This window comes from Peptoniphilus stercorisuis (assembly GCF_017874395.1).
In the GTDB taxonomy this organism is placed as follows: Bacteria; Bacillota; Clostridia; order Tissierellales; family Peptoniphilaceae; genus Anaerosphaera; species Anaerosphaera stercorisuis.
This window is the reverse complement of sequence record NZ_JAGGLJ010000006.1, coordinates 75,694-101,985: the sequence shown is the minus strand read 5'-3', so window position 1 is coordinate 101,985 and position 26,292 is coordinate 75,694. Positions and strand designations below refer to the sequence as shown.

The following is a 26,292-nucleotide window of genomic DNA, read 5'->3' as shown; positions in this document are numbered from 1 at the left end:
AAATGCTTTCTAAAGAACAGGTTTTAGATATTAGAAAAGATTTTAAATATTTAGATATTAAAGAAAATTTAGTTTATTTTGATAATGCAGCAACTACTCAAAAACCTCTTCAAGTAGTAGATTCACTAAAAGACTATTATGAAAAGGAAAATGGTAATCCTCATAGAGGAGCACATTATCTTGCTATAAAAGCGACAGATGCATATGAAGAGTCAAGGGATAAAGTTGCGAAATTTATAAATGCTACTTCTAATGAAGTTGTATTTTTAAGAAATGCAACAGAAGCTCTTAATCTAGTTGCATACTCTTGGGCTCTTAATAATCTAACAGAAAATGATGAAATCTTAATTTCAATATTAGAGCATCATTCAAATCTTGTTACTTGGCAATTTGTAGCAAGAAAAACAGGAGCAAAACTTAAATATTTATATTTAGATGATAATATGCAAATTACTGATGAAGAATTTGAAAATAAATTAACATCTAATACAAAGCTTCTAGCTATAACTGCAGCATCAAATGTAGTTGGTACAATGCCAAATGTAAAAGAATTTATAAAAAAGGCAAAGGCTAAAAATAAAGATGTAGTAACTGTTATAGATGCAGCTCAATTTGCACCACATCACAAGGTTGATGTTAAGGATTTAGATTGTGACTTTTTAGTGTTTTCTGGACATAAAATGTTATCTGCTATGGGAATTGGAGTATTATATGGCAAGGAAGAAATGCTAAACTCCATAGATCCTTTCTTATATGGTGGAGATATGATTGAGTATGTATATGAAGATAAATCTACATTTTTAGACTCACCTGCAAGATTTGAAGCAGGAACTCAAAATGTTGGTGGAGCGAAATCTTTAGCTGCTGCAATAGATTATATTGAAAAAATTGGAATAGATAATATCTATGAATATGAATCAGCTCTTACAGCTTATGCCTATGAAAAAATGGAAAAACTTTCATATATAGATATTTATACAACAAAAAATGAACATAGATCTCCAGTTTTAGCATTTAATTTTAAAGAAGCTCATCCACATGATGTAGCATCTATTTTAGATAATTATGGAATTGCAGTAAGAAGTGGACACCATTGTGCACAACCACTTCACAGAAATCTTGGAATAAACTTTTCTTGTAGAGCATCATTTGCTTTTTACAATACATTTGAAGAAATAGATTATTTTATAGAGCATCTTGAAGATGTTAGGAGGCTAATGGGAATTGAATCTTAATGAAATATATACAGAGCTTATACTTGAGCAAAGTAGAAATAAAAGAAATAGAAGAGAACTTGAAAATCCAACTCATGAAGAATTAGGTCACAATCCAAGTTGTGGTGATGAAATAACATTACAACTTAGAGTTGAAGAAGATTTAATTAAGGATATGAGTTATTTAGGACATGGCTGTGCAATTTCACAAGCATCTACATCAATTATGATAGATGAAGTGAAAGGTCTTAAAGTTCAAGAGGCACTTTTACTATGTAAGAAGTTTATTGCAATGGTAAAAGGTGAAATATCAGATGAAGCAGAACTTGAAGATTTAGGAGATGCAATAGTTTTTGAAAATATTCAAAATCTTCCAGCTCGTGTAAAATGTGCAGTGCTTCCTTGGTATACTTTAATGAATATGATAGAAAAAGATAATACAGAAGGTAGCTTCATTCCTTTATAAAGGATAGGTGATTTAATGAAATTATCTACTAAGGGCAGATATGGCTTAATGGCAATGTATAGACTAAAACTAAATTATGGTAGTGGTCCTATGCCAATAAGTGATATTGCAAAACTAGAACAATTATCTGAATCCTACTTGGAGCAACTTTTTACACAACTTAAGAAAAATGACCTTGTTAAAAGTGTTAGAGGTGCTGGCGGAGGGTATGAACTTACAAGAGATCCTAATGAAATAAAAATAGGACAGATTTTAAAAGCACTTGAAGGAGATATGGCTCTTTCTTGTGCTAGTATGTCCACTAAGCCAGAGTGTAGAAATGGTTCAAGTTGTGCTACTAAAGGGATTTTAGATAAACTTCAAAATGAAATGGAAAAAGTACTAGATTCTATGAGTTTAGCAGATATGTAGAGGTGCAAAATGACGATTTATATGGATAATGCAGCTACAACTAAAATATCTAAAAATGTTTTAGATGAGATGTTTAATGTACTTGAGTTTGAATATGGAAACCCTTCAAGTATATATACAATAGCTCAAAGCTCAAAGAAAAAAATAGAAAACTCTAGAAGAAAAATTGCAAAGGCACTTAATGCGAAACCTAAAGAGATATTTTTTACATCTTGTGGTTCTGAGTCTGACAATTGGGCATTAAAAGGTATTGCAAATAGTTATAAAAATAAGGGTAAACATATTATAACTACAAAAATTGAACATCATGCAATTCTTCACACAACAGAATTTCTTGAAAGTTTAGGATATGAAATAACTTATCTAAATGTAGATGAAGATGGATTTATTAGCACTAAAGAATTAGAAAACTCTATAAGAGAAGATACAATTCTAATATCAGTAATGTTTGCAAATAATGAAGTTGGAACGATAGAACCTATTGAAGAAATTGCAGAAATTGCAAAAAAACATGATATATTATTTCATGTAGATGCAGTTCAAGCTCTTGGAAATATTAAAATAGATCTTTTAGAACTTGATGTAGATCTTATGAGTTTTTCAGCTCATAAAATTCATGGTCCAAAGGGAATTGGAGTTTTGTATATAAAAGAAGGTACAAAGATAACTCCATTAATCCATGGAGGAGCTCAAGAAAGAGAAAAAAGAGCAGGAACAGAAAATACTGCATATATTGTAGCTATGGGAGTTGCAATGGAAGATGCAGTTAAAAATTTAGAAGAAAATAAAAATTATTCTATTAAGTTAAGAGATGAATTAATAAATAATCTTTTAAAAATAGAAGGAGTTCATTTAAATGGACCAAGAAATAATAGGCTTCCAGGAAATGTAAATATTTCAATAGATAATATAAAGGCATCTGAAGTATTAATGTTTCTTGATTTAAAAGATATTTGTGCATCAAGTGCAAGTGCTTGTACATCAGGAAGTTTAGAACCATCTCATGTACTTTTGGCTATGGGAAAAGATGAAGAGTCAGCAAGAAATTGCATAAGACTTACATTAAACAATGAAAATACAATGGAGGAAGTGGACATAGTTTCTAATGAAATTAAAAACATTGTAGAGCATCTTAGAAACAAGTGAGGTGAGATATGAATCCTATTAAAAATGTTGCACCAGAAATCAGCAGTATAACGCCTAAGTTTATTGTTGTTGCTGCTGCAACTTTATCTGTTATTTTACTTTTTTTAGTAATTTATTATCTTATAAATATTGGAAATAGATATATTGAAAAAAATAAGAGAATAGGTATTGATTTAAAAAGAGTTATAAAGGTATTTTCAGGAATTATAGTTATATACATATTGAGTATTATATTTAAAAAATATTCAATAGTAGGAGATACAGTCTGGGCGCTATTTGTTGGTATGATACTTGCCTTTGCAATTAATCCACTAGTAAATAGATTAGAACAGAAAAATATCAAAAGACAATATGGAGTATTAATAGTATACTTAAGTATTTTAATAGTGATGGTAATACTTCTTGTAATAGTAATACCAAAAACTATTCAAGAAATTAGTAATTTATTATCAGTAATTCCTTCAATGGTAGAAAAATTGGGAACAGAGTTTTCAGACTTTTCAAAATCAATAAGTAAATCCTTCAATCTACCAGGAAGCGAACCAAATGGAGATTTAATAAGAAAACTACAAACATCTCTTGAAAGTTCAATAGATGTAATTCAAGCTCAAGCTATTACAAAGCTAAAAAGTGTAGCATCTGGAATGTATGTAGTATTCTCTAAGGTTTTAAGATTTATACTAGTAATTATATTTTCATTTTACTTTACAGTTGACAAGGAGAAATTTAAAAATAAGGTTAAGAGAAATTTACCAGAAAAATACAAAGAGGATATATTATATGTATCAGGAAGAATAAATCAAGCACTTCTAGACTTTGTAAAGGGAAGACTTTTAATGGCTCTTTTTGTAGGTTTTGCTACAATGGTATATCTTTTAGTTTTAAGAGTGGATTTTGCAATTGTAATAGGTATGATAACATGTGTTGCTGATATTATTCCATATATAGGTCCATTTATGGGATTTTTACCTGCAGTACTATTTGCTTTTATGGATTCTCCAATGAAAGCACTTTGGGTAGCAATATTATTTGTAGTATTACAATGGGCTGAGAATAATGTTATTGCACCAAAACTATTAGGAGATAAAACTGGATTAAATCCAATATTAATATTAATTTCTATTATTATTGGTGGTGGAATGTTTGGAGTACTTGGTATGATACTAGCAGTACCAACAGTTTCTGTATTAATAATACTTTTAGATTTTGCAAAAATGAAGTATAATGAAAGAAACTCAAATATTTCAAGTATAAGGTGAAATTGACAAATCCTTATACACAAATTATAATTTTAAATAGCAAAGTGTCCTCCCTTTGACGGGAGGACTTTTAAGGTAAGGAGTGCAATAATGAAAAATCTTAAATTACATGAAATAAGATCGGAATTTTTAAATTTTTTTGAATCAAAAGAACATTTAATGTTACCTAGTTTTTCTTTAATACCACAAAATGACAAATCATTACTATTGATTGGTGCTGGAATGGCTCCAATGAAAAAATATTTCACAGGTGAATTAACTCCTCCAGCAACAAGAGTTACTACTTGTCAAAAATGTATTCGTACAGGTGATATTGAAAATGTAGGTAAAACAGATAGACATGCTACATTTTTTGAAATGCTTGGAAACTTTTCTTTTGGAGATTATTTTAAAAAAGAAGTAATTCCTTGGGCATGGGAATTTTTAACTGAAGTTCTTGAAATTCCTAAAGAGGATCTTTGGGTAACAGTATATTATGAAGATGATGAAGCCTTCAAAATTTGGAATGAAGATATTGGCCTTCCAAAAGAAAAAATTGTAAGACTTGGAAAAGAAGATAATTTCTGGGAGCTTGAAGTTGGTCCATCAGGTCCATGTTCTGAAATCTTTGTAGATAGAGGAGAAAAATATGGCTGTGGAGATCCAGATTGTAAACCAGGTTGTGAATGTGATAGATTTATAGAAGTTTGGAACCTTGTATTTACACAATTTGATAAAGATGAAGATGGAAATTATAATCCACTTGCTCATCCAAATATAGATACAGGAATGGGACTTGAAAGAATGGCAACAGTTCTACAAGGAACTAATAATATTTTTGAAACTGATGCTATTCAAGATATAATTCATGAAATAGAAAAAGTTTCAGGATATGAATATGGATCTGATAAGGAAACTGACGTGTCAGTAAGAGTTATAGCAGATCATATTAGAGCAATGACATTTATGATTTCAGATTCTATTAGACCTTCTAATGAAGGTAGAGGATATGTATTAAGAAGACTAATAAGAAGAGCTGCAAGACATGGAAGAATTCTTGGAATTAAAGAAGGATTTTTAAGTGAGCTTTCTAATTTAGTTATAGATTCTTGGGGAGAAGATTATTACCCAGAATTAATGGAAAATAGAGATGAAATTGTATCTGTAATAAAAGCAGAAGAAGAAAAATTCCTTGAAACTATTGAACAAGGAATGAGTATTTTAGATTCATATATTAAAAATCTTAAAAAAGAATTAAAAAATACATTATCTGGAAGCGATGCTTTTAAACTATATGATACTTATGGATTCCCAGTAGATCTTACTGAAGAGATACTTGAGGAAAAAGGATTTAATATAGATAGAAAAGGCTTTGAAGAAAATATGGATCTTCAAAGACAAAGAGCAAGAGATGCAAGAAATGATTCAAGTAATATTGGATGGGCTGCAAAATCTCATGATGAAATCTTTGAGGGATTAAGTAGCGAATTTGTTGGATATACTGAAAACTCATCTGTATCAAAAATTATTAAAATTGTAAAAGATGCAGAAGAAGTAAGCGAATTAAATAAAGGTGAAAACGGAATAATCGTACTTGATAAAACTCCTTTTTATGGAGAATCAGGTGGACAAGTTGGAGATACTGGTCTAATTATTTCAAAAGACTTTAAAATAAAAGTATTAGATACTAAAAAAACTTCATCAGGTCTTCATATACATGTAGTAGAAGTTCTTGAAGGAAAAGCTACATTGACAGAAGTAGAAGCTACAATAGATGTAAAAAGAAGAAATGACATTAGAAGAAATCACTCAGTAACTCATTTACTTCACAAGGCTTTAAAAGAAGTATTAGGATCTCATGTAAATCAAGCAGGTTCTGAAGTGCTTCCTAATAGAATGAGATTTGACTTTTCACATTTTGAAGCAATATCTGAAAGTGATTTAAGAAAAATAGAATCTCGTGTAAATGAAATGATATTTGAATCACTTCCAGTAGAAACTGTTATTACAAATCCAAAAGATGCTTATAAACTTGGAGCAGTAGGTTTATTTGAAGAAAAATATGGACAAGAAGTAAGAGTAGTTAAAATGGGAGATTATTCAATGGAACTTTGTGGTGGTACTCATGTATCAAATACTTCTGAGATTTCAATGTTTAAAATCTTATCAGAAGGTGGAGTTTCATCAGGAGTTAGAAGAATTGAATCTATTACAGGTCCTGCTGTTTATAATTATTTAAATGAGCTTGAAGAATTAAGAAATAAAGCTTCAAAAATAGTTAAGACAAATAGAGTAGAACTTATTTCAAAATTAAAATCTATTGTAGAAGATATTAACTCTAAAGATAAATTAATTGAGGAGTTAAAATTAAAAACTGCAAAAGATGAAGTTTCATCAATACTTGAAAATATTGAAGAAGTAAATGGAATTAAATATGTAACTTATTCCTTTGAAGGAACAGATGTAAACACTTTAAGAGATATTGCAGATGAGATAAGAGAAAAAGCTGGAAGTATTGTAGTGCTTTTATCAACAGTAAATGGAGATAAAGCAAACTTTGTAGCAGCTGTATCTAAAGATTTAGTAAAAGAAAATATTTCAGCTGGTAATATTGTTAAAGAAGTTGCAAAAATTGCTGGAGGCGGTGGAGGCGGAAGACCTGACATGGCAACAGCAGGAGCTAAGGATATTTCTAAAATTAATGATGCTTTAAGTGAACTTAAAAACATTCTTAATTAAAAAATATTATCAATTATCAAAAACTATGTTATAATTGATAAGGAGGGATATTATGGATGGTAAAAATTATGAAACTCAAATTTTTGAGAAACAGAATTTAGATAAAGAAAAATTTAAAAGTGTATTAGAAGTTGTTTATAAGGCACTTGAAGATAAAGGGTATAATCCAATTGATCAGATTATTGGTTATATATTATCAGGAGATCCCACATATATAACTAGCCATAATAACGCAAGATCCATAATACAAGATATTGAACGTGATGAATTATTAGGAGAATTATTAAAATCCTATTTAATGAAGTAAAATTAGAGAAATGATGAGATGGGCTTTTCTATCTCATCATTTCGATATTTGCTATGAATATAGCTACATATTAGATATGTACCTTGAATTTTAGGTTGTGGTAAAAGATGGAAAAAATATTAGGATTAGATGTTGGAGATAAGTGGATAGGGGTTGCTATAAGTGATCCTTTAGGATTTACAGCTCAAGGACTAAAAACTATAAAAAGAGAATCGAATAAACAAACTTACGAAGAAATTTATGAGATTATAAAAGAAAATGACATATTAAAAGTAGTTGTAGGACTTCCTAAAAATATGAATAATACAATAGGACCTCAAAGTGAGAAAGTTATGAAATTTGCAACAAAACTTCATAATAAATATGGGATAGAGATTATTTATATTGATGAGAGAATGAGCACAATGTCTGCACAAAGAATATTAATTGAAGCTGATGTAAGACGAGAACACAGAAAAAAATATGTAGATAAGATTGCAGCTACTTATATTTTGCAAACTTATTTAGATAGTATGTAAGGAGGTAAAATTTGGAGAGACATCTATTTTATGATGAATTAGGAAATCCTGTAGAATTTCTTGTAAAAGCAAAATTTTCTATAGATGATGATGATTATGTTGCTCTACTTCCAGCAGATGAAATAGAGCCTTATATATATATATTAAAAATTGAAATTGATAATGAAGGACAAGAAATGCTTGTTGGTATAGATGATGATGAATTAAAAGAAGCTCAAGAAGCTTATGAAGAGCTTATGAAAGGTAAGTTGCAATAGGGGTGCTTATGGAACTAAATAGCGATTATGTAAAAAAAGTATTAAAAGAAAAAGGATATAAATTTACAAATCAGCGCTCAGAAATTTATAATGTATTCTTAAAGCATAGAGGAAGTCATTTATCTACAGAAGAAGTATTTGAATATGTATCAAAAGAAAATCCTGAAATAGGAATAGCAACAGTATATAGAACGCTTCAACTTTTTGAAGAATTAGATGTTTTATATAAAATTAGCTTTGATGATGGAGTGGCAAGATATGAAATTAAAGCAAATGATGCAACTCACAGACATCATCACTTAATCTGTCTTGACTGTGGCAAAGTACTTGAGGTAAAACTCGATTTACTAGATAGCCTAGAAGAAGAAATAGAATCTGAAGAAGGTTTTAAAATAGTCGACCACAATTTAAAATTCTACGGTTATTGTAAAGAATGCTACAAAAAATATAAGGGAGAGATTAATTAAATGAGAAACACAAATAAGGTGAAGATAATACCTCTGGGTGGACTTCACGAGGTTGGTAAGAACTTAACCGTAGTTGAATATAGAGACGATATAATAATAATAGACTGTGGAATGACATTCCCAGAAGATGAAATGCTTGGAATAGATGTTGTTATTCCAGATGTAACTTATCTTATAAAAAATAAAGAAAAGATAAGAGGACTTGTATTAACACATGGTCATGAGGATCATATTGGAGCTATTCCATATGTTCTTAAAAAAGTAAAAATGCCTATTTATGGAACACCATTAACAATGGGACTTTTAGAAAATAAACTAAAAGAACATAATTTAGGAAAAGTAGACATGAATATAGTTCGTGCAGGAGATAAAGTAAAACTTGGAAAAATGGAATGTGAATGGATTAGAGTAAATCACTCAATACCTGATAGTTGTTCACTTGCTATTAAAACTCCACTAGGAGTGGTATTCCACACAGGAGATTTTAAAGTTGATTTTACTCCAATATCTGGAGATACAATAGATCTTCATAGAATTGCAGAAATCGGTAAAAAAGGTGTTCTTGCAATGATTGGAGAATCTACAAATGTTTTAAGACCTGGATATACAATGAGTGAGAGTAAAGTTGGAGAAACTTTTAATAGAATTTTTGCAGCAGAACAGGACAATAGAATTATAATTGCAACATTTGCTTCAAATGTTCATAGAATTCAACAAGTTATAAATGCAGCAGAAGACTATAAAAGAAAAGTTGTATTATCTGGAAGATCTATGCTTAATGTAATGGAAACAGCACAAAAGCTTGGATATTTAAAAGTTAAAAAAGGTACTTTAATTGATATTAAAGATATGCATAGATATAATGACAATGAACTTGTTTTAATAACTACAGGTTCACAAGGGGAGCCAATGAGTGCTCTTACAAGAATTGCTTTTGGAGAACATAGAAAAATAAAACTTACTCCAAATGATGTAGTTATTTTATCTGCAACACCAATACCTGGAAATGAAATAGATGTTTCTAAAGTTATAAATAAACTCTTAGAAAGTGGAGCAAATGTAATTTATGAAGCTCTATCAGAAATTCACGTTTCAGGACATGCTTGCCAAGAAGAATTAAAGCTTATGTTTAGTCTTGTAAATCCAAAATACTTTATACCAGCACATGGTGAAGTTAGACATTTACAAAAACATGCTGAAATTGTAGAGCAAATGGGAATGAATAGAGACAATATCTTTATTATGAAAAATGGAAATTGTCTTGAAATATCTCAAAAAAATGCAAAACTTGTAGGAGATGTTCCATCAGGAAATATATTAGTTGATGGACTTGGAATTGGTGATGTTGGTAATATTGTATTAAGAGATAGAAAACACTTATCAGAAGATGGATTAATAGTAGTAGTAGTAACTATTTCTAAATCTGAAGGAAAAGTTATCTCAGGTCCAGATATAATCTCAAGAGGATTTGTATATGTAAGAGAATCTGGAGATTTAATGGATGATGCAAGAAAAGTAGTAAAATCAACACTTGATAAATGTGATAGTAAATCTATTACAGACTGGTCTGCACTTAAGACTAGTATAAGAGATGATTTAAAAGGATTTTTATTTAATCAAACAAAGAGAAATCCAATGATTTTACCAATTATAATGGAGATTTAATCTAAGGGAATCTAAATGATTCCCTTTTTATGAGTTTAAAGAGGAATATTATGACAAATATTAACTATGACTATATAGAAAACTATATAAGAGGTCTTGTTCCTAAAAAAGAAGGCCATTTAAAAGAAATGAGAGAATATGCACTTGAAAATCATGTTCCCATTGTAGAAGAAGAAACTGAAGAATTTTTGAAATTTTTAATTTATATGAAAAAACCAAAAAGAATCCTAGAACTAGGAACAGCAATAGGATATTCTTCAAGTGTATTTTTTAATGCTTCTAAATCTGTAGAATATATAAAAACTATTGAAATTAGAGAAGATATGGCAGAAATAGCAAAGAAAAACCATGAAAAATTAAATCTTAATGAAAATATAGATATAGTAATTGGTGATGCAGCAGAAGTTTTAGAAAATATTAATGAAAAATATGATATGATTTTTATAGATGCAGCTAAGGGACAATATGAAAAATATTTTAATTTAGCACTTAAAAATTTAGAAAAAAATGGTATTATAATATGCGACAATGTTTTATTTAAAGGTATGATTGCAAATCAAGAGCTAGTTATAAGAAGAAAGATAACAATAGTAAAAAGACTTAGAAAATTTTTAAAAGACATTGAAGAAAATCAGGACTTTATATCTTCAATAATTCCAATTGGAGATGGAGTTTTGTTAATTGGGAGGAAAGAAGATGAATAAAGTTGAGTTACTTGCACCAGCAGGTGATTTAAATAAACTTAAAGTTGCAATAGATTATGGAGCAGATGCAGTTTATTTAGGTGGAGAAAGTTTTGGACTTAGAAAAGCTTCAAAGAATTTTTCAATAGAAGAAATCAAAGAGGGCGTTGAATATGCTCACGAAAGAGGAAAAAGAGTTCATGTAACTTTAAATATTATTCCACATAACAAAGATATGGTTGGAGTAGAAGAATATATAAGAGATCTTTATAATGCTGGAGTAGATGCATTATTAGTAGCAGATCCAGGTATGTTTATGAAAGTAAGAACTGCAGAGCCAAGAATGAATATTCATATTTCAACACAAGGATCAGTTACAAACTCAGAAACTGTTAAGTTTTGGAATGAAATGGGAGCAGAAAGAGTAGTTCTTGCAAGAGAATTATCCCTAAAAGAAATTCAAACAATAATAGATGATTTAGATGGAAAAGTTGAAATTGAAACATTTACTCATGGAGCAATGTGTATGTCTTATTCTGGAAGATGCCTACTTTCAAACTATATGACTGGAAGAGATGCAAATATGGGAGACTGCGCACAACCTTGCAGATATAAATATCATTTAGTTGAAGAAAAAAGACCTGGAGAATATTTCCCAATAGAAGAACATGAAGAGGGAACTTTTATAATGAACTCTAAGGATCTTTGTATGATAGAACATGTAAATGATTTAATTGAAACAGGAATTACAAGTCTTAAAATTGAAGGAAGAGTAAAAAGTGAGTACTATTTAGCAACTGTAATAAGATCTTATAGAATGGCAATAGATGCATATTATAACGATCCTAAAAACTACAAAACTGATAAGTATTTAGCAGAAGAAATCAAAAAAGTAAGTCATAGAGACTTTACTACAGGATTTTTCTATGGACAGGCAAATGAAGACTCACAAGTATATGAAACAAACTCTTATATAAGAGGATATGACTTTGTAGGACTTGTTATGGACTATGATAAAGATACAAAAATTGCAACAATAGAACAAAGAAATAGAATTTTTAAAGGGGAAGAAGTGGAAATCTTTGGACCTAATATTAAGCACTTTAATCAAGTTATAGACTATATGGTAGATAAAAATGATAAAGAAATTGAAGTAGCAAATCATGCAAAACAACTCTTTAAAATAAAAGTAGACCAAGAAGTAGCTAAGGGATACATGGTTAGGAGAATAAGTGAATAATATGAGAAAACCAATTTTAATAGGAATAGCAGGTGGATCAGGATCAGGAAAAAGTACAGTAACAAATGAACTTGTTGAAATGATAGATGGAGATAGAGTTGTTGTAATAGCACAAGATAATTACTATAAATCTCAGAATTCTCTTCCATATGAGCAAAGAGTTAAGACAAACTATGACCATCCTTTCGCTTTTGATAATGATCTTTTAATTGAACATCTTGAAAAATTAAAAAATAATGAAGCTATTGAAGAGCCGATTTATGATTTTGAAATTCACAATAGAAAAGAAGAAACAAAACATGTAGAACCAAGAGAAGTTATTATTCTTGAGGGAATACTTATATTAAATGAAAAAGAAATTAGAGATTTATTAGATATAAAAATCTTTGTAGATACAGATAGTGATGTAAGAATTATTAGAAGAATTTTAAGAGATATAAAAGAAAGAGGAAGATCTCTTGAATCAGTAATCTTACAATATATGGCAACAGTAAGACCTGCACATCTTCAATTTGTAGAACCATCAAAAAGATATGCAGATGTAATAATGCCAGAAGGTGGATATAATAAAGTTGCAATTGATTTAATATATTCAAAAATTAATACATTTTTAAATGAAAATGAAGAAGATAAGTAGCCTTTGCTACTTATTTTTTATATCAAATTATACTTAAATATAGCTATATAAAATACAATATAAGGCCTTTAATGATATAGTTTTATGAAAAAAATATATAATATACTAAAAAATTCTTGACAAGAGGATAACATGTGCGTATAATTAGAAAAAATACCCAAAAGTAGTTAGCAAATAAGGAGTGATATTTTGGACAATTTATTAAGTAGTAAGACAGCAACAGATTCATATGTAAATTTTGCAAAAAAGGTATTTTTAGCATTACAACATATGATTGCAATGTTTGGAGCAACAGTATTAGTACCATTATTAACAGGATTTGACGTAAGTACTACACTTTTTTGTGCAGGAGTAGGTACTTTAATTTTTCATCTTTGCACAAAGAAAAAAGTGCCTGTATTTTTAGGTTCATCTTTTGCTTTTATTCCAGCAATTCAAACTGTATATGAAAATTATCATAGCTTGTCCTATGCTCAAGGTGGCATAATTGTGGCAGGTTTTTTTTATGTCCTTCTTTCTCTTATAATAAATAAAATAGGAGTAAGTAAAGTTACAAAATATTTCCCACCACAAGTAGTTGGACCAATGATAATAGTAATAGGACTTAATATGGTTCCAACAGCACTAAATATGGCAAGTTCAAACTATTTAGTAGCAGTGATTACACTTTTAGTAGCAATAATAACATCAAGAAAAGGAAAGGGATTTATAAAACAAATAGCAATAATAATATCAGTATTTGTAGGATATTTAATATCCTTAAAAATAGGAATAGTTGATCTTTCTCCAATTCAGGAAGCAAGTATATTATCAATGCCAAAATTTCAAGCACCAAAATTTGACCTTGGAGCAATAATTACAATAGCGCCAATAATACTTGCAGTATTTATGGAACATATTGGAGATATTACAACAAATTCAGCAGTAGTAGGAGAAGACTTTATGAAAGATCCAGGACTTAATAGAACACTTCTTGGAGATGGACTAGCAACAATGTTTGCAGGATTCGTTGGGGGACCTGCTAATACAACATATGGTGAAAATACAGGAATTCTTGCAATAACAAAAAATTATGATCCATCAATATTAAGACTTGCAGCAGTATTTGCAATAGTACTTTCAACAGTTGGAAAAATAGGTGGTTTTTTACAAACAATCCCACAAAGTGTAATGGGAGGAATATCAATAATGTTATTCTCAATGATTGCACTTGTTGGAGTAAAAACTTTAAAAAATTCTCATATTGACTTTAATCTAAAAAATATTATAATAATAGCAGTAATAATAATAATAGGTCTTGGACCTAATTTTGGACTGAATTTAGAAATTCAAATAACAGATACTATTAAACTAAGTGGTCTTGCATTAAGTGCAATAGTAGGAGTTATCATAAATATAATTTTGACAAAAATAGAAAATAAATTAAAATAGTTGACATATATTTAAATATAATATATACTAGACAAGTATTAAGAAGAAGTCCGCTTCTCACCTTAGGCTTACGGCTTTAAGGTTGTTTAAGAATATCAAAATCGTTGAATTCTTGCGGGCTTTTGCCCGCTTTTTTTTATTTTATGGAGGTGCTTAGAGATTAAAGAGCTTCAAATTAATGAAGAGATCAGAGAGAAAGAAGTTAGATTAATAGATGATGAAGGAAATCAAGTAGGTGTTGTTCCAAAAGCGCGTGCTTTAGAAATGGCATATGAAAAGAAGCTTGATTTAGTTAGTGTTGCCCCTAATTCAAAACCACCTGTATGCCGTATAATGGATTATGGTAAATACAGATATGAAATGATGAAGAAGGAAAAGGAAGCTAAGAAAAAGCAAAAGGTTATTAGTGTTAAGGAACTTCGTTTAACACCTAATATAGAAGCACATGATTTACAAACTAAAGCAAATAATGCTATTAAGTTTTTAGATAATGGTGATAGAGTAAAAGTTTCCGTGCGTTTTAGAGGTAGAGAAATGGGTCATACTGAAATCGGAAAAGAAGTTCTTGGAGATTTCGTTAATTTAGTTTCTGAGCATGGAGTTGTGGACAAAAAACCTAAAATGGAAGGTAGAAGCATGGTTATGTTTTTATCTCCTGATACTGATAAATAATAGGAGGATTACTATGGGTAAAATGAAGACTCACAGAGGATCTGCAAAAAGATTCAAGAGAACAGGCACAGGCAAAATCAAAAGATTTTATGCTTATAAAGGCCATTTAACAGGAAAGAAAAGCTCAAAGAGAATTAGAAAATTAAGAAAATCAGCTTTAGTACATCCATCTGATCAAAGAAGAATTGATCATATGATTCCGTAATGTAGGAGGGGAATGAAAAATGGCAAGAGTTAAAAGAGCAGTAAATTCTAAAAAAAGACATAAAAAAGTATTAAAACAAGCTAAAGGTTACTTTGGTGCTAAATCAAAACTTTATAGACCAGCTAACCAAGCTGTAATGAAATCATTAAACTATGCGTTTATTGGTAGAAAACAAAGAAAAAGAGATTTCAGAAAACTTTGGATTGCAAGAATAAATGCAGCTACAAGACAAAATGGAATGAGTTATTCAAAATTCATCAATGGTCTTAAAAAAGCTAACATTGAAATCAACAGAAAAATGCTTTCTGAAATGGCAATAAATGATCCACAAAGCTTTGCTAAACTAGTTGAAGTTGCAAAAGGCAATTAATTAAGTTCCCGATAGGGGACTTTTTTTGTCAAATTTTTTTTGTTAAGGAGGAGTAATGTTTTTATGAAAAAAACAAAACTTGAAAAGTTAATTGAAAATCCACCACTAGTATTAGGAATTTCATTTGCTTTTATTATATTAGTAGGAGCAATGCTTCTCAACCTACCAATAGCAAGTAAAAATGTAGAATCAGTTGGATTTATAAATGCACTTTTTACAGCATCATCAGCAACGTGTGTTACAGGTCTTATAGTAGTAAATACCGCAGCACATTGGACAATTTTTGGAAAAATAGTAATAATAACTTTAATACAAATAGGTGGACTTGGAACAATGGTTGTATTTTCAATGTTAGCACTTATTTTAAAAAGAAAAATAGGCTTAAAACAAAGATTATTAATAAAAGAACAACTTAACTCAGATTCATTAAAAGGACTTGTAAAACTTGTTAAATATGTAATAACAGTAAGTTTTGGTATTGAATTAGTAGGAGCAATATTACTTAGTTTTAGATTTATTCCAATGTTTGGATTAAAAACAGGAATTGCATTTTCCTTATTCCATTCAGTGTCTGCATTTTGTAATGCTGGATTCGACCTATTAGGATCAAGCCTTGAACCTTATTACTATGATACACTTTTAAATATAGTGATAATGTCTTTAGTAATAATAGGTGGACTTGGATTTACAGTATATCTAGACATATATAATAATAAAAAATGGAGGAAATTTAACCTTCATACAAAAATGGTCTTGATAATTACAGCAATATTACTACTTTTGGGAACGATTTTATTTTTAGCAATTGAATATAATAACCCTAATACAATAGGACCAATGTCTTTTAAAGATAAATTACTAGCATCATCATTTCAATCAGCAATAGTAAGAACTGCTGGATTTAACTCAGTAAGTACAGCCTCATTAAATGATGCCACAATATTTCTTCTAATAATACTTATGTTTATAGGAGGATCACCTGCATCAACAGCAGGAGGAATAAAAACAACAACCTTTGGTGTACTGCTATTTTCAACAATATCTACACTTCGAGGAGAAAAAGAAGCAGTAGTTATGAAAAAAACTATACCAGTAGCTACTATATTAAAATGTTTAGCGATAATTTTTATATGTATATTATTAGTACTAGCAGTAGCACTTGGTCTTCAAATTATAGAAGGAGATAAGTTTCAATTTATAGATATATTATTTGAAACAGTCTCAGCCTTTGCAACAGTTGGAATAACAAGAGGAATAACATCAGATTTTTCAACTTTGTCAAAGATAATTTTATCAGTTACAATGTTTTTAGGAAGAGTTGGACCTACAACACTTGCTATAGGAATTATGAAAAAAAGAAAAGTATCAAATTTAAAATACTCAGAAGGACATATCATCGTTGGGTAAGGGGGTTAATAATATGAGATCTATAGTTGTATTTGGATGCGGACGTTTTGGATCAACAGTAGCTACTACATTGACAGAATTAGGACATGAGGTGCTAGCAGTTGATTATGATTTTGATAATGTACAAAATATATCAGATAAAGTAACAACAGCAGTTCAATGTGATATATTAGATGAAAATTCAGTAAAAGATTTAGGACTTTCAAACTTTGATATTGCAGTAGTTGCAATAGGATCAAATCTAGAAGCTGCAATTATGGCCATAATTTTATCAAAAGAAGCTGGAATTAGCCATATTGTAGCAAAAGCTATGAGCTTTAGAAAAGGAGAAATTCTTAAAAAAGTTGGAGCAGATAAAATAATATATCCAGAAAGAGACATGGGATATAGACTTGCACATAGTTTAGACTCTAGTAATATTTTGGATTTCATACAATTATCTTCAGAATACTCAATTATTGAGATAAAAGTTTTAGAAGAGTGGATTGGAAAAACAATCAAAGAATTAAATTTTAGATATGAATATAAAGCATCAATACTTGGAATAGAGAGAAATGGAAGTATTGATATAATACCAGGAGCAGATGAAATATTAAAAGACGAAGATGTTTTAATAGTTCTTGGTAAAGATGAAGTAATAAGAAAAATTGGAAAATAAAACAAAAATAATAATAGATATTTAGATACTATGCCCTGTAAAGTACACTATTAATAAAAAATATTAAACATATTTAGTTTTGTATTTTTAGGGATATAAATTTCTTAAGAATTTTGGTATACGTTCAGTGTTATATTGCTGAACGTATTTTTTATCTTCAAAACAGTTTTTACGGGATTATTTTCAAAGAATATTATATTTTTCATATAAATAGTTAATTAAGCACAAGATTTATGTTCTTTTACTATTTTAATTTATTTTTTAGTTGTTTTAAGTGTTTTTTTTAATAAAGATAGTATCTTCAGAGTTGCACTCTAAATATATTACCAAATAATGAAATTTCTAAATAATTTAATATAAGTAAAATAGGGTATTAAGTCAAGAAATAGTTATATAAGTTAAATAATAACAATTCAAACAAAGAAAACGTTTTTATAACTAAGGAATTAAATTAATACCAAGAAAAAATAAAATTACTGATTTACATATAATGCAAAGTTTCGAAACACTATAAAACTATTGACTAGAAATAAAAAAGTTATTTTAATTAAATTATAAATTTGAGGAAGGTGAAATAATGGAAGATAAAAAAATTATTGATTTTGAGGGTGGAGAATTTAAGAGAGAAATAGGATTGTTTGGTGGAATGAGTATAATTGGTGGAATCATGATAGGTTCAGGAATATTTTACTTAGGTTCAATAGTTTTAACTAGGACAAATATGTCAATGGGCGCTTCTTTATTATGTTGGTTACTTGGAGGAATAATATCACTTTTAGGAGGATTATGTTTTGCTGAGCTTGGAACATCATCTCCAGAAGCTGGTGGTATGGTTATATATTTAGATAAAGCATATCATCCAATAGTTGGATATATGTTTGGTTTTACAAGTTTGGTTTTATCGGGTTCAGGATCTATTTCAGCCTTAGCAATAGCAATACCAACGGCATTTAAAAGTTTTTTAAACTTATCTGATACAGTTATTAAATTAATTGCAGTATTAATAATAATAGCTCTTACAATATATAATTGTTTTGGAATAAAAAAAGGTGCTCAACTTCAGAATATTTCAATGATTGCAAAATTAATTCCAATTATAGCAATAATATTTGCAGCATTAATAAGAGGAAATCAAAGCCCAGATTTAAGTATTATACCAAAAGATGGAAATGTAAATTATGCAGAATATTTTAGTATGATAGCTTTTGCAACTATAGCGAGTTTGTGGGCTTATGACGGATGGACAAATTTAAATCCCGTAATAGAAGAAATGAAAGATCCAGAAAAGAATTTACCTAGAGCATTAATTTTTGGTATTGGAGGAGTTACATTAATATATGTATTATTTAATTTTGCAATATATAAGGTTTTATCCTTTGAAAAAATCAATTTAATGATAGAATCAGGGGATTTATACCTTGGAACAGAAGTGGCTCTAGAAGTGTTTGGGAAATTCGGTGCAATTTTAGTTTTAATAACAATGCTAATTGCTATGTTTGGATCTATGAATGGAATAATAATTGCATCACCAAGATATTATTATGCAATGGCAAGAGAAGGTCACTTCTTTAAAAGTTTTGGAATGTTACATTCAAAATACAATGTTCCAACAGTAGCATTAATATGGCAAGCGATAATAGCAATAATGTTAGTGTTAATAAGAAGTTTAGATGAGCTTACAGCTTTGGTTGTTTTTTCGGGAATGTTATTTAATTTATTAAATATATTAGCTGTATTCATATATAGAAAAAAATATCCTAAATTAAAAAAACCTTATAAGGTATGGGGTTATCCTATAACAGTTATATTAACAGCTTTAATATTTGCAGGGCTTATGATAAATACATTTATAGATGATCCTATTACAGCAATAATTGGATTATTAGTGCCACTAATAGGTGGAATTATATATATAATATTTGATAGAAAATTAAAGAAATAAGTATAAAAAAGATTATATATCAATATATATGATAGTTGAAAATTATTACTGCTTTTAGTTATGTAATAAATTTTATAGAAAGAGGGTATACAATTGAATAAAAATTTATTTGAAGAAATAAAAAAGGAATTAGATTCATTTGATGGAGATGTTGGATTTTATTATAAAAATTTAATAACACAAGAAGAGTTTAAGTACAATGAAAATAATAAATTTTTAGCAGCAAGTATAGTAAAATTACCACTTCTTGCAGTAGTATACTATTTAGTTGAAAAGGGTGAAATAAGTTTAGAGGATAAAATATTAATCAAAGACAAAGAAAAAAAAGATGCCTGTGGAGTAATAAAGCATATGCCAAAAGATATAATAATGGATTTAGGAACTCTTTGTAAACTTATGATCGTAATTAGTGATACCACAGCAACTAATGCAGTATTTAATTATTTAGGAAATGAAAAAGTAATAGATACATTAATTAAATTAGATTTATATGATACGCAATTTAATAGAGCATATTTTGATGATTATAGAGAATCTATTGGTATTAATAATTACTTTACACCAAAGGAAATAGGATACCTATTAGAAAAAATATTTAAAAGAGAATTAATAAGTGAAAAAGCAAGTTTTGAAATAGATAATATATTAAGACAACAACAGATAAATCACAAAATATGTGGAAAGCTCCCAATGGATTATCCAGTATCTCATAAAACAGGAGAAGAAGAGGATAAAACTCATGATGTTGGAATAGTATATTCTAAAGAACCCTTTGTAATATGCTTTGCATCTTATAAAGTCGATTTATATAGATATGAAGATTTTATTAGAAGAAGAACCTATGACATAGTAAAATCCATAGATGAAAATCTTAGTATTTATGATGAAATAAATAATATAAAATTACATTTTTAATATTTAAACAAAAATAACCATAGATATCTATGGTTATTTTTTATTTAGAAATTAATTTTAATTTGTCTTTTTGGCCTACCAATACTTTCATTAAAAGAAGAATTATCAATAAATTCTGCGAAGTTATTTTTAACTAGAGTATTCATTATTCTATTTGCTGATCTAACAGTAAGACCTAGAAGGTCAGATAATTCTGAACTAGTAAAAATATTTCTATTTAAATTTACAATTGAAAGGTCAATTATTTGTATATGTTTAGTTTTAATACCAGTTTTTTCTGAAATATTTTGTATTTTTTCATCAGATAGATATTTAGTTTTATAATTTGTATTATATTGATCATATTTTTTTAAGACATTTCCATCGTAGAAGTATAGCCAATCACTAGAGCTTGTATTTTCAATTGCAATTTCTGCATTATCTATTGCTTTAGTAAGTGTTGTACCAGTGCCAAGGCCTACAAGTATATTTGAAATATTTTTCTTATTTAAAAAGGCATATATTAAATATAAACAGTCTATTTCATTATAAAAGTTTTTATTACTAATTATTATTAAACTATTATCACTATATTCAGTAATAAGGCCCTCAATTAAGTTTGCATATTCAGTAAGTATAGATTTAATATAAGATTTATTTTCTTTAGAAGAGATATTAAACTTATATACTAAAAGTGATTTTTTATTTAATTTCACAAGATTAATATTTCTAATTAGAGAATCAATATTTGACTTTATATCAATATTTGATGGATAAATCCTATAAACAGGAATATTTAAATTTTTAAGTAAACTATAAATATAACCAAAAGAAGTAAAAATATAATCTACTTTTTTGTCACGATAAAGTTTAAGGTGATTTTCAAGATAGAAAGACTCACTTTTATAATTATCAGGACAAGGTACATAATAATTATTAATGGGAATATCAAATTCTTTTATAATATCAGAAACTGATTGTTCATCAATAATATCAAAGGATATATTTTTATTTTTTAAATCAAGATTTTCATTATATACATCAAAAAAAGTTTTTAAAAGACCAATAGATCCATGCTTAGCATAGGAGATAGGGCAGTTAAAATTAAAACTTTGTAGTTTATTATAAACTCCAATACCTGTTGCAAAAATTCCGTCAATGTCTTGTGGAATTTCACTAAAAATTTCATCAATATTTTCAATTTCATTGTGTCTAAAAGAGATGAAATTAATATCTTCATATTCTTTTTCTACAAGTTCAATTATTTTGTCAACGGAGTCATCAGCTCCAATTATTCCAATATTCATATTAGCCTCCAATAGTATTAAAATAACACAAGAGGAAATAAATTACAATAACTATTGACAAAGGTTTTCTATGGTGGTAGTCTAATTAAAGACTTATTTAAGACATAGCGTTCTCATAATAAGAACAATAAAAGACAAGGAGAGGTTTTATGCAAGATCATATGTATTATGCTCATCATCCTTTAATGTATTTAGCTTGTGCAATTGGTATCCTACTAGTTTTAGCACAAACAACAATTATTTTAAAGAAAACTTTAAAATGTACAAAAGATTTAGGTATGGATGAGGATAAAATCAAAAAAGGTATTAAGACAAGTGCCTTAAGTAGTATTGGACCTGCAATGGGTGTTGTGGGAAGTATTTTAGCATTAATAGTAACTCTTGGTGCTCCAGTAACAGCACTTAGAATGAGCGTTATTGGTGGAACTAATTATGAAACTATGGCAGCGAATTTTGGTGCAAAAGCATTAGGTGCAGAACTTGCCACAAAAATGGATCCAGTAGTTTTTGCAAATGCACTTTGGGCTCCAGCTCTAGGAGTAATGGGATGGTTAATATTTGTATTTTTCTTTGCTCATAAGATGCACAAGGTAAATAATTTACTTACAGGTGGAAGAAAAGCTTTACTACCAGCAGTTAGTGTTGGTGCTATGCTTGGAGCTTTTGCTTACTTTAATATTGATAATTTAATGAAAGTAAAAGTAAATCCAGCTATTACAGCTTCTGGAATTATAGGATTACTTATTATGATATTTTGCCAAAAATTTGGTGAAAAAAAATTACCTTGGTTAAAGCAATGGTCACTTACATTTAGTATGTTTGGTGGCGCAATTATAGCAGTATTATTATTCTAAGGAGGAGAAAATGGAAACATATAAAAATTATGTAAAAGATGTTGTAAAATTTGGACGAATTACAATGATCTTAGGAATGTTTGCTGTATTATTACCACCATTTTTAATGACATTTGTATTTGGATTTAATCCAGGAATATCTGCAATTATAGCTGGAGCTATTTCACAAATTTCAGTTTCAGGAGCTTTTTATTTTAGTGAACCAATTAGTTACTATCCAATTATAGGAACAACAGGACTTTATATAGAAACTCTTTCAGGAAATGCTGTTAATATGAGAATACCAGCAGCAGTAACTGCAATAGAATCTTCAGGATATAGATCAGGAACAGATGAAGGATCTCTTATGGGAACTATTGGTATAGCTGTTTCTGTATATGTTGGAATATTCTTTGTTCTTGCAGCAACATTTTTAGGACAAACTCTTATTGCAAATTTACCAGAAAATGTAACTAGAATGCTTACACTTATTATTCCTGCACTATATGGTGGAATATTTGGACAATTTGCTGTTAAATCTTACAAAACTGCAATATTTGCACTTTGTATAGCTTTTGTAATGACAAAAATAGTTGCATTACTTCCAGGAAATATGTCATTTTTAATAACTTTAGTTTCTGTATTTACAACAATTGCAGTAGCTAAAACACAACTTGAAACAATAAATAAAAATAGTTAAATAAAGGAGAGTTTTATGAATAATTTTAATGAAAAAGAATTATTAGATATTTTAAAAGATTTATTAAACATTTATTCTCCGACAAAAAATGAAAAAAATGTAGCAAATCACATTGTAAAATTTTTAGAAAAACTAGGTGCTGAAATTTATCTAGATAACTCTTTTGACAAATATGATGGAAATGCTCCAACAATATTTGCAAAAATAAAGGGAACTCTAGAAGGAGAAGGCGTTACATTTTCAGCACATATGGATGTAGTAGAACCAAATGAAGGTTTAAAAATAATTCATGAAGGAAATATAATCAAAACTGATGGAACAACAACACTTGGTGGAGATGATAAAGCTGGAATAGCAGCTATTCTTTATTCTGTAAAATACATTATAGAAAATAATATTGACCATGAAGATATATATTTAGTATTTACACCAGGTGAAGAAAAGGGAATGCTTGGAGCAAGAAATATTAATTGGGAAGAAGTATATAAACATATAAACCCTGCAAAAAACACAATAGTTGTAGATAATGCAGGAAAAGCAGAATATGTAGCATACCAAGCTCCAACATGTACAAATTATTTATTAAAAGTAAAAGGAAGAACTGCTCATGCAGGACTTGCACCAGAAGAGGGAATAAATGCAATAAAAATTATTTCTGAAATAGTTACTAATATGAAATCAGGAAGAATAGATGAACTTACTACTGCAAATGTATCAGAAATTAATTCTAAATTTCCTACAAATGTAGTTCCAGATATGGCAACTGCCTATGGAGAGATAAGATCACATTCCTATGAAAAAGTAGAAGAACTTTTAAAAGAATATGAAAAAATAGGAAATACTATTTCTAAAAAATATGGTGGAAGTTTTGAAATAGAAGCAGAAAAGCAATACCCATTATTAAATACAAAGGATGATCTTAAATTTGCAAAAGAATTTATAGAAGTTTATAAAACAGTTGGTGTTGAAGCATCACTTCAAGTAATAGGTGGAGGATCAGATGCAAACTTCTTCGCAGGTGAAGGATTTAACTCAATAATAATAGGTGTTGGAATGCAAAAAGTTCATACAACAGATGAATATCTAGAAGTAGAAGAACTTTTAAAAACAACAAAGGCGTTAATAGAATATTTAAGTCAAGAGGCGTAGTATTAAATGGATATAGTTAGTGAAGTTAAAAAACGTGAAAAAGAATTAATTAAATTTAGAAGAGAATTTCATAAAATGCCTGAGATTGGTTTAGAAACGCCAGAAACAGCAAAATTTATAAAAAAGATATTAGAAGAAAACAATATTGAGTATGAAAATTATATAAACAATAATGGTGTAGTAGCTGTAATAGATTCAGGAAAAGAAGGTAAATGTCTAGGTATCAGAACGGATATGGATGCTCTTGAAATAAAAGAAGAAACAGATTTGCCTTTTAAATCTACTAATGGCTATATGCATGCTTGTGGACATGATTCTCATATGGCAGGAGTACTGATTACACTTTTGATATTAAATGACAACAAATATAAATTTAGGGGAAAAGTTAAATTTATATTTCAACCAGGGGAAGAATATCCAGGTGGAGCAGAATTAATGATAAAAGAAGGCGTGCTTGAAAATCCAAGGGTTGATGCAATAGTAGCACTACATGCAGGTGGAATATTTCCAGAAGTTCCAAAGGGGAAAATTGGAGTTAAAAATGGAAAATTAATGGCATCAATGGACAAATTTCACATAGAAGTATTAGGGCAAGGGGGACATGGTTCAACACCAGAAGATACAATAGATCCAATACCAGTGCTATGTGATATAGTTCAAGGAATCAATAAAATTAAATCAAGAGAAATACCATTAAATGAACATGTAACTATCTCAGTATGTAAAATACAAGCAGGATTTAATCAAAATATAATACCTTCAAATGGGGAAATAGAAGGAACAGTAAGAACATATAATGATGAAATTAGATCCTATATAAGAGATAGAATAGGAGAAATAGTAAAATCATATACATTGGGGAATAGATGTGATTATAAATTCTTTTATAGTTGGAAATATCCATATTTAGAAAATAATGAAGAAATAACAGAAAAACTTAGAAATTCAGTTAAAAAAGTCCTAGGGGAAGAAGACTTATATGAAATTGAATCAATGAGCATGGCAGGGGAAGACATGTCTTATTATCTAAGAGAAATACCAGGAACATTCTTTACACTAAGCAATCTACAAGAAGACAAAGATGGAAAGACCTATCCTAATCACAATAGTAAATTTGATTTAGATGAAAATCTATTGTGGAAGGGTGTAGCCGTGTTTATCCAATTTGCCTTAGATTTTTTAAATTAATAATAAAAGATCTCTATAAAAAATAGAGGTCTTTTTTGTATTAAATATTAAAATAAAAGTATTTTGATATTATAATATAATGTAGATAATTAGAAAGGAGATAAAAATGAAACTATTTTTCATATCAGATATACATGGATCAATATACTATTTAAATAAGGCAATAGAAAAATATATTGAAGAAAAAGCAGACTATTTAGTAATACTAGGAGATATATTGTATCATGGAGCAAGAAATGACCTTCCTAAAGAATATAATCCAAAGAAAGTAATAGAAGTATTAAATAAATATTCAAATAGCATAATAGCAGTAAGAGGAAACTGTGATAGCGAAGTAGATGAAATGGTACTAGATTTTCCTATAATGTCAACTTATTCAAATATTTTATACAATGATAAAAGACTATTTTTGACACATGGACATATTTATAATGAAAAAAATCCTGTAAACTTAAAAAAAGGATCAAGCTTCATATATGGCCATACACATATACTTCAAGCAGAAGAAAAAATGGAATATTTTATTTAAATCCAGGAAGTATAACAAT

General features: G+C 28.7%; 28 protein-coding genes and 1 other annotated feature. Of the genes, 27 read left to right on the top strand and 1 reads right to left on the bottom strand.

Annotated elements, in window-relative coordinates; all coding sequences use genetic code 11:
* The first annotated feature begins 2 nt into the window (after positions 1-2).
* The 22 genes from J2Z71_RS04245 to J2Z71_RS04140 all read left to right on the top strand — a co-directional run bounded on the left by J2Z71_RS04245 (position 3) and on the right by J2Z71_RS04140 (position 20,588).
* Positions 3-1,235 (top strand): aminotransferase class V-fold PLP-dependent enzyme, encoded by a 1,233-nt coding sequence (locus tag J2Z71_RS04245; RefSeq protein WP_210060609.1) that lies wholly within the window; start codon positions 3-5, stop codon positions 1,233-1,235.
* Entirely contained in the window at positions 1,225-1,680 is a 456-nt protein-coding gene (gene sufU, locus J2Z71_RS04240; protein ID WP_210060608.1) for a Fe-S cluster assembly sulfur transfer protein SufU, read from the top strand. The genes J2Z71_RS04245 and sufU overlap by 11 nt, the downstream gene beginning before the upstream one ends.
* A 15-nt stretch (positions 1,681-1,695) precedes the next feature.
* On the top strand, positions 1,696-2,091 hold the full coding sequence (locus tag J2Z71_RS04235) for an RrF2 family transcriptional regulator (RefSeq protein WP_210060607.1): 396 nt from the start codon (positions 1,696-1,698) through the stop codon (positions 2,089-2,091).
* Between the two features lie 9 nt (positions 2,092-2,100).
* Positions 2,101-3,237: a cysteine desulfurase family protein gene (locus tag J2Z71_RS04230; protein ID WP_245311173.1), complete on the top strand. Its 1,137-nt coding sequence runs from the start codon at positions 2,101-2,103 to the stop codon at positions 3,235-3,237.
* Positions 3,238-3,245: 8 nt separating this feature from the next.
* Positions 3,246-4,496: an AI-2E family transporter gene (locus tag J2Z71_RS04225; protein WP_210060606.1), complete on the top strand. Its 1,251-nt coding sequence runs from the start codon at positions 3,246-3,248 to the stop codon at positions 4,494-4,496.
* Positions 4,497-4,586: 90 nt separating this feature from the next.
* Positions 4,587-7,214 carry an alanine--tRNA ligase gene (gene alaS / locus J2Z71_RS04220; RefSeq protein ID WP_210060605.1) on the top strand — a complete coding sequence of 876 codons (2,628 nt, stop codon included), beginning with the start codon at positions 4,587-4,589 and terminating at the stop codon, positions 7,212-7,214.
* Between the two features lie 52 nt (positions 7,215-7,266).
* The gene (locus J2Z71_RS04215; RefSeq protein ID WP_210060604.1) at positions 7,267-7,521 is read left to right on the top strand and encodes an IreB family regulatory phosphoprotein; all 255 of its coding nucleotides are present in this window, start codon (positions 7,267-7,269) and stop codon (positions 7,519-7,521) included.
* A 107-nt stretch (positions 7,522-7,628) separates the two neighbouring features.
* Complete coding sequence (ruvX, locus tag J2Z71_RS04210; RefSeq protein WP_210060603.1) at positions 7,629-8,039, top strand: Holliday junction resolvase RuvX; 411 nt, start codon at positions 7,629-7,631, stop codon at positions 8,037-8,039.
* 11 nt (positions 8,040-8,050) lie between these two features.
* On the top strand, positions 8,051-8,296 hold the full coding sequence (locus J2Z71_RS04205) for a DUF1292 domain-containing protein (RefSeq protein ID WP_210060602.1): 246 nt from the start codon (positions 8,051-8,053) through the stop codon (positions 8,294-8,296).
* Positions 8,297-8,304: 8 nt separating this feature from the next.
* Positions 8,305-8,763, top strand: a complete 459-nt coding sequence (locus tag J2Z71_RS04200; protein WP_210060601.1) for a Fur family transcriptional regulator — start codon at positions 8,305-8,307, stop codon at positions 8,761-8,763.
* Positions 8,764-10,428 carry a ribonuclease J gene (locus J2Z71_RS04195; RefSeq protein WP_210060600.1) on the top strand — a complete coding sequence of 555 codons (1,665 nt, stop codon included), beginning with the start codon at positions 8,764-8,766 and terminating at the stop codon, positions 10,426-10,428. It abuts the gene before it with no gap.
* Positions 10,429-10,478: 50 nt separating this feature from the next.
* A complete protein-coding gene (locus J2Z71_RS04190) occupies positions 10,479-11,132 on the top strand; it encodes an O-methyltransferase (protein WP_210060599.1) in 654 nt (217 codons plus the stop codon).
* Positions 11,125-12,351 carry a peptidase U32 family protein gene (locus J2Z71_RS04185; protein ID WP_210060598.1) on the top strand — a complete coding sequence of 409 codons (1,227 nt, stop codon included), beginning with the start codon at positions 11,125-11,127 and terminating at the stop codon, positions 12,349-12,351. The genes J2Z71_RS04190 and J2Z71_RS04185 overlap by 8 nt, the downstream gene beginning before the upstream one ends.
* Position 12,352: 1 nt before the next feature.
* Positions 12,353-12,988: a uridine kinase gene (gene udk, locus J2Z71_RS04180; protein WP_210060631.1), complete on the top strand. Its 636-nt coding sequence runs from the start codon at positions 12,353-12,355 to the stop codon at positions 12,986-12,988.
* 186 nt (positions 12,989-13,174) lie between these two features.
* The gene (locus J2Z71_RS04175; protein WP_210060630.1) at positions 13,175-14,419 is read left to right on the top strand and encodes a uracil-xanthine permease family protein; all 1,245 of its coding nucleotides are present in this window, start codon (positions 13,175-13,177) and stop codon (positions 14,417-14,419) included.
* 34 nt (positions 14,420-14,453) lie between these two features.
* Positions 14,454-14,563: a sequence feature (ribosomal protein L20 leader region), on the top strand.
* On the top strand, positions 14,558-15,091 hold the full coding sequence (gene infC, locus J2Z71_RS04170; protein ID WP_342590796.1) for a translation initiation factor IF-3: 534 nt from the start codon (positions 14,558-14,560) through the stop codon (positions 15,089-15,091). It overlaps the preceding feature by 6 nt.
* A gap of 13 nt (positions 15,092-15,104) precedes the next feature.
* A complete protein-coding gene (rpmI, locus tag J2Z71_RS04165) occupies positions 15,105-15,296 on the top strand; it encodes a 50S ribosomal protein L35 (protein WP_210060597.1) in 192 nt (63 codons plus the stop codon).
* 19 nt (positions 15,297-15,315) lie between these two features.
* On the top strand, positions 15,316-15,666 hold the full coding sequence (rplT, locus tag J2Z71_RS04160) for a 50S ribosomal protein L20 (protein ID WP_210060596.1): 351 nt from the start codon (positions 15,316-15,318) through the stop codon (positions 15,664-15,666).
* Between the two features lie 63 nt (positions 15,667-15,729).
* Entirely contained in the window at positions 15,730-17,073 is a 1,344-nt protein-coding gene (locus J2Z71_RS04155) for a TrkH family potassium uptake protein (protein WP_210060595.1), read from the top strand.
* Between the two features lie 13 nt (positions 17,074-17,086).
* Complete coding sequence (locus tag J2Z71_RS04150) at positions 17,087-17,731, top strand: potassium channel family protein (protein ID WP_210060594.1); 645 nt, start codon at positions 17,087-17,089, stop codon at positions 17,729-17,731.
* A gap of 577 nt (positions 17,732-18,308) precedes the next feature.
* Positions 18,309-19,673 carry an APC family permease gene (locus J2Z71_RS04145; RefSeq protein WP_210060593.1) on the top strand — a complete coding sequence of 455 codons (1,365 nt, stop codon included), beginning with the start codon at positions 18,309-18,311 and terminating at the stop codon, positions 19,671-19,673.
* 93 nt (positions 19,674-19,766) lie between these two features.
* Positions 19,767-20,588 carry a serine hydrolase gene (locus J2Z71_RS04140; protein WP_210060592.1) on the top strand — a complete coding sequence of 274 codons (822 nt, stop codon included), beginning with the start codon at positions 19,767-19,769 and terminating at the stop codon, positions 20,586-20,588.
* A 44-nt stretch (positions 20,589-20,632) separates the two neighbouring features.
* Here J2Z71_RS04140 and J2Z71_RS04135 read toward each other — a convergent pair whose 3' ends face one another.
* Entirely contained in the window at positions 20,633-21,874 is a 1,242-nt protein-coding gene (locus J2Z71_RS04135; protein ID WP_210060591.1) for a hypothetical protein, read from the bottom strand.
* Between the two features lie 149 nt (positions 21,875-22,023).
* On the opposite strand from J2Z71_RS04135, the gene J2Z71_RS04130 reads away from it, so the two are divergent.
* The 5 genes from J2Z71_RS04130 (at position 22,024) to yfcE (ending at position 26,273) form a co-directional block, all read left to right on the top strand.
* Positions 22,024-22,728 (top strand): DUF5058 family protein, encoded by a 705-nt coding sequence (locus J2Z71_RS04130; RefSeq protein WP_210060590.1) that lies wholly within the window; start codon positions 22,024-22,026, stop codon positions 22,726-22,728.
* A gap of 10 nt (positions 22,729-22,738) precedes the next feature.
* A complete protein-coding gene (locus J2Z71_RS04125; protein WP_210060589.1) occupies positions 22,739-23,407 on the top strand; it encodes a hypothetical protein in 669 nt (222 codons plus the stop codon).
* A 15-nt stretch (positions 23,408-23,422) separates the two neighbouring features.
* Positions 23,423-24,556, top strand: coding sequence for a M20/M25/M40 family metallo-hydrolase (locus J2Z71_RS04120; RefSeq protein ID WP_210060588.1), 1,134 nt, complete (start codon positions 23,423-23,425; stop codon positions 24,554-24,556).
* Positions 24,557-24,562: 6 nt separating this feature from the next.
* Complete coding sequence (locus J2Z71_RS04115; protein ID WP_210060587.1) at positions 24,563-25,744, top strand: M20 metallopeptidase family protein; 1,182 nt, start codon at positions 24,563-24,565, stop codon at positions 25,742-25,744.
* Between the two features lie 106 nt (positions 25,745-25,850).
* Positions 25,851-26,273, top strand: coding sequence for a phosphodiesterase (gene yfcE, locus J2Z71_RS04110; RefSeq protein WP_245311171.1), 423 nt, complete (start codon positions 25,851-25,853; stop codon positions 26,271-26,273).
* Positions 26,274-26,292 lie beyond the last annotated feature (19 nt).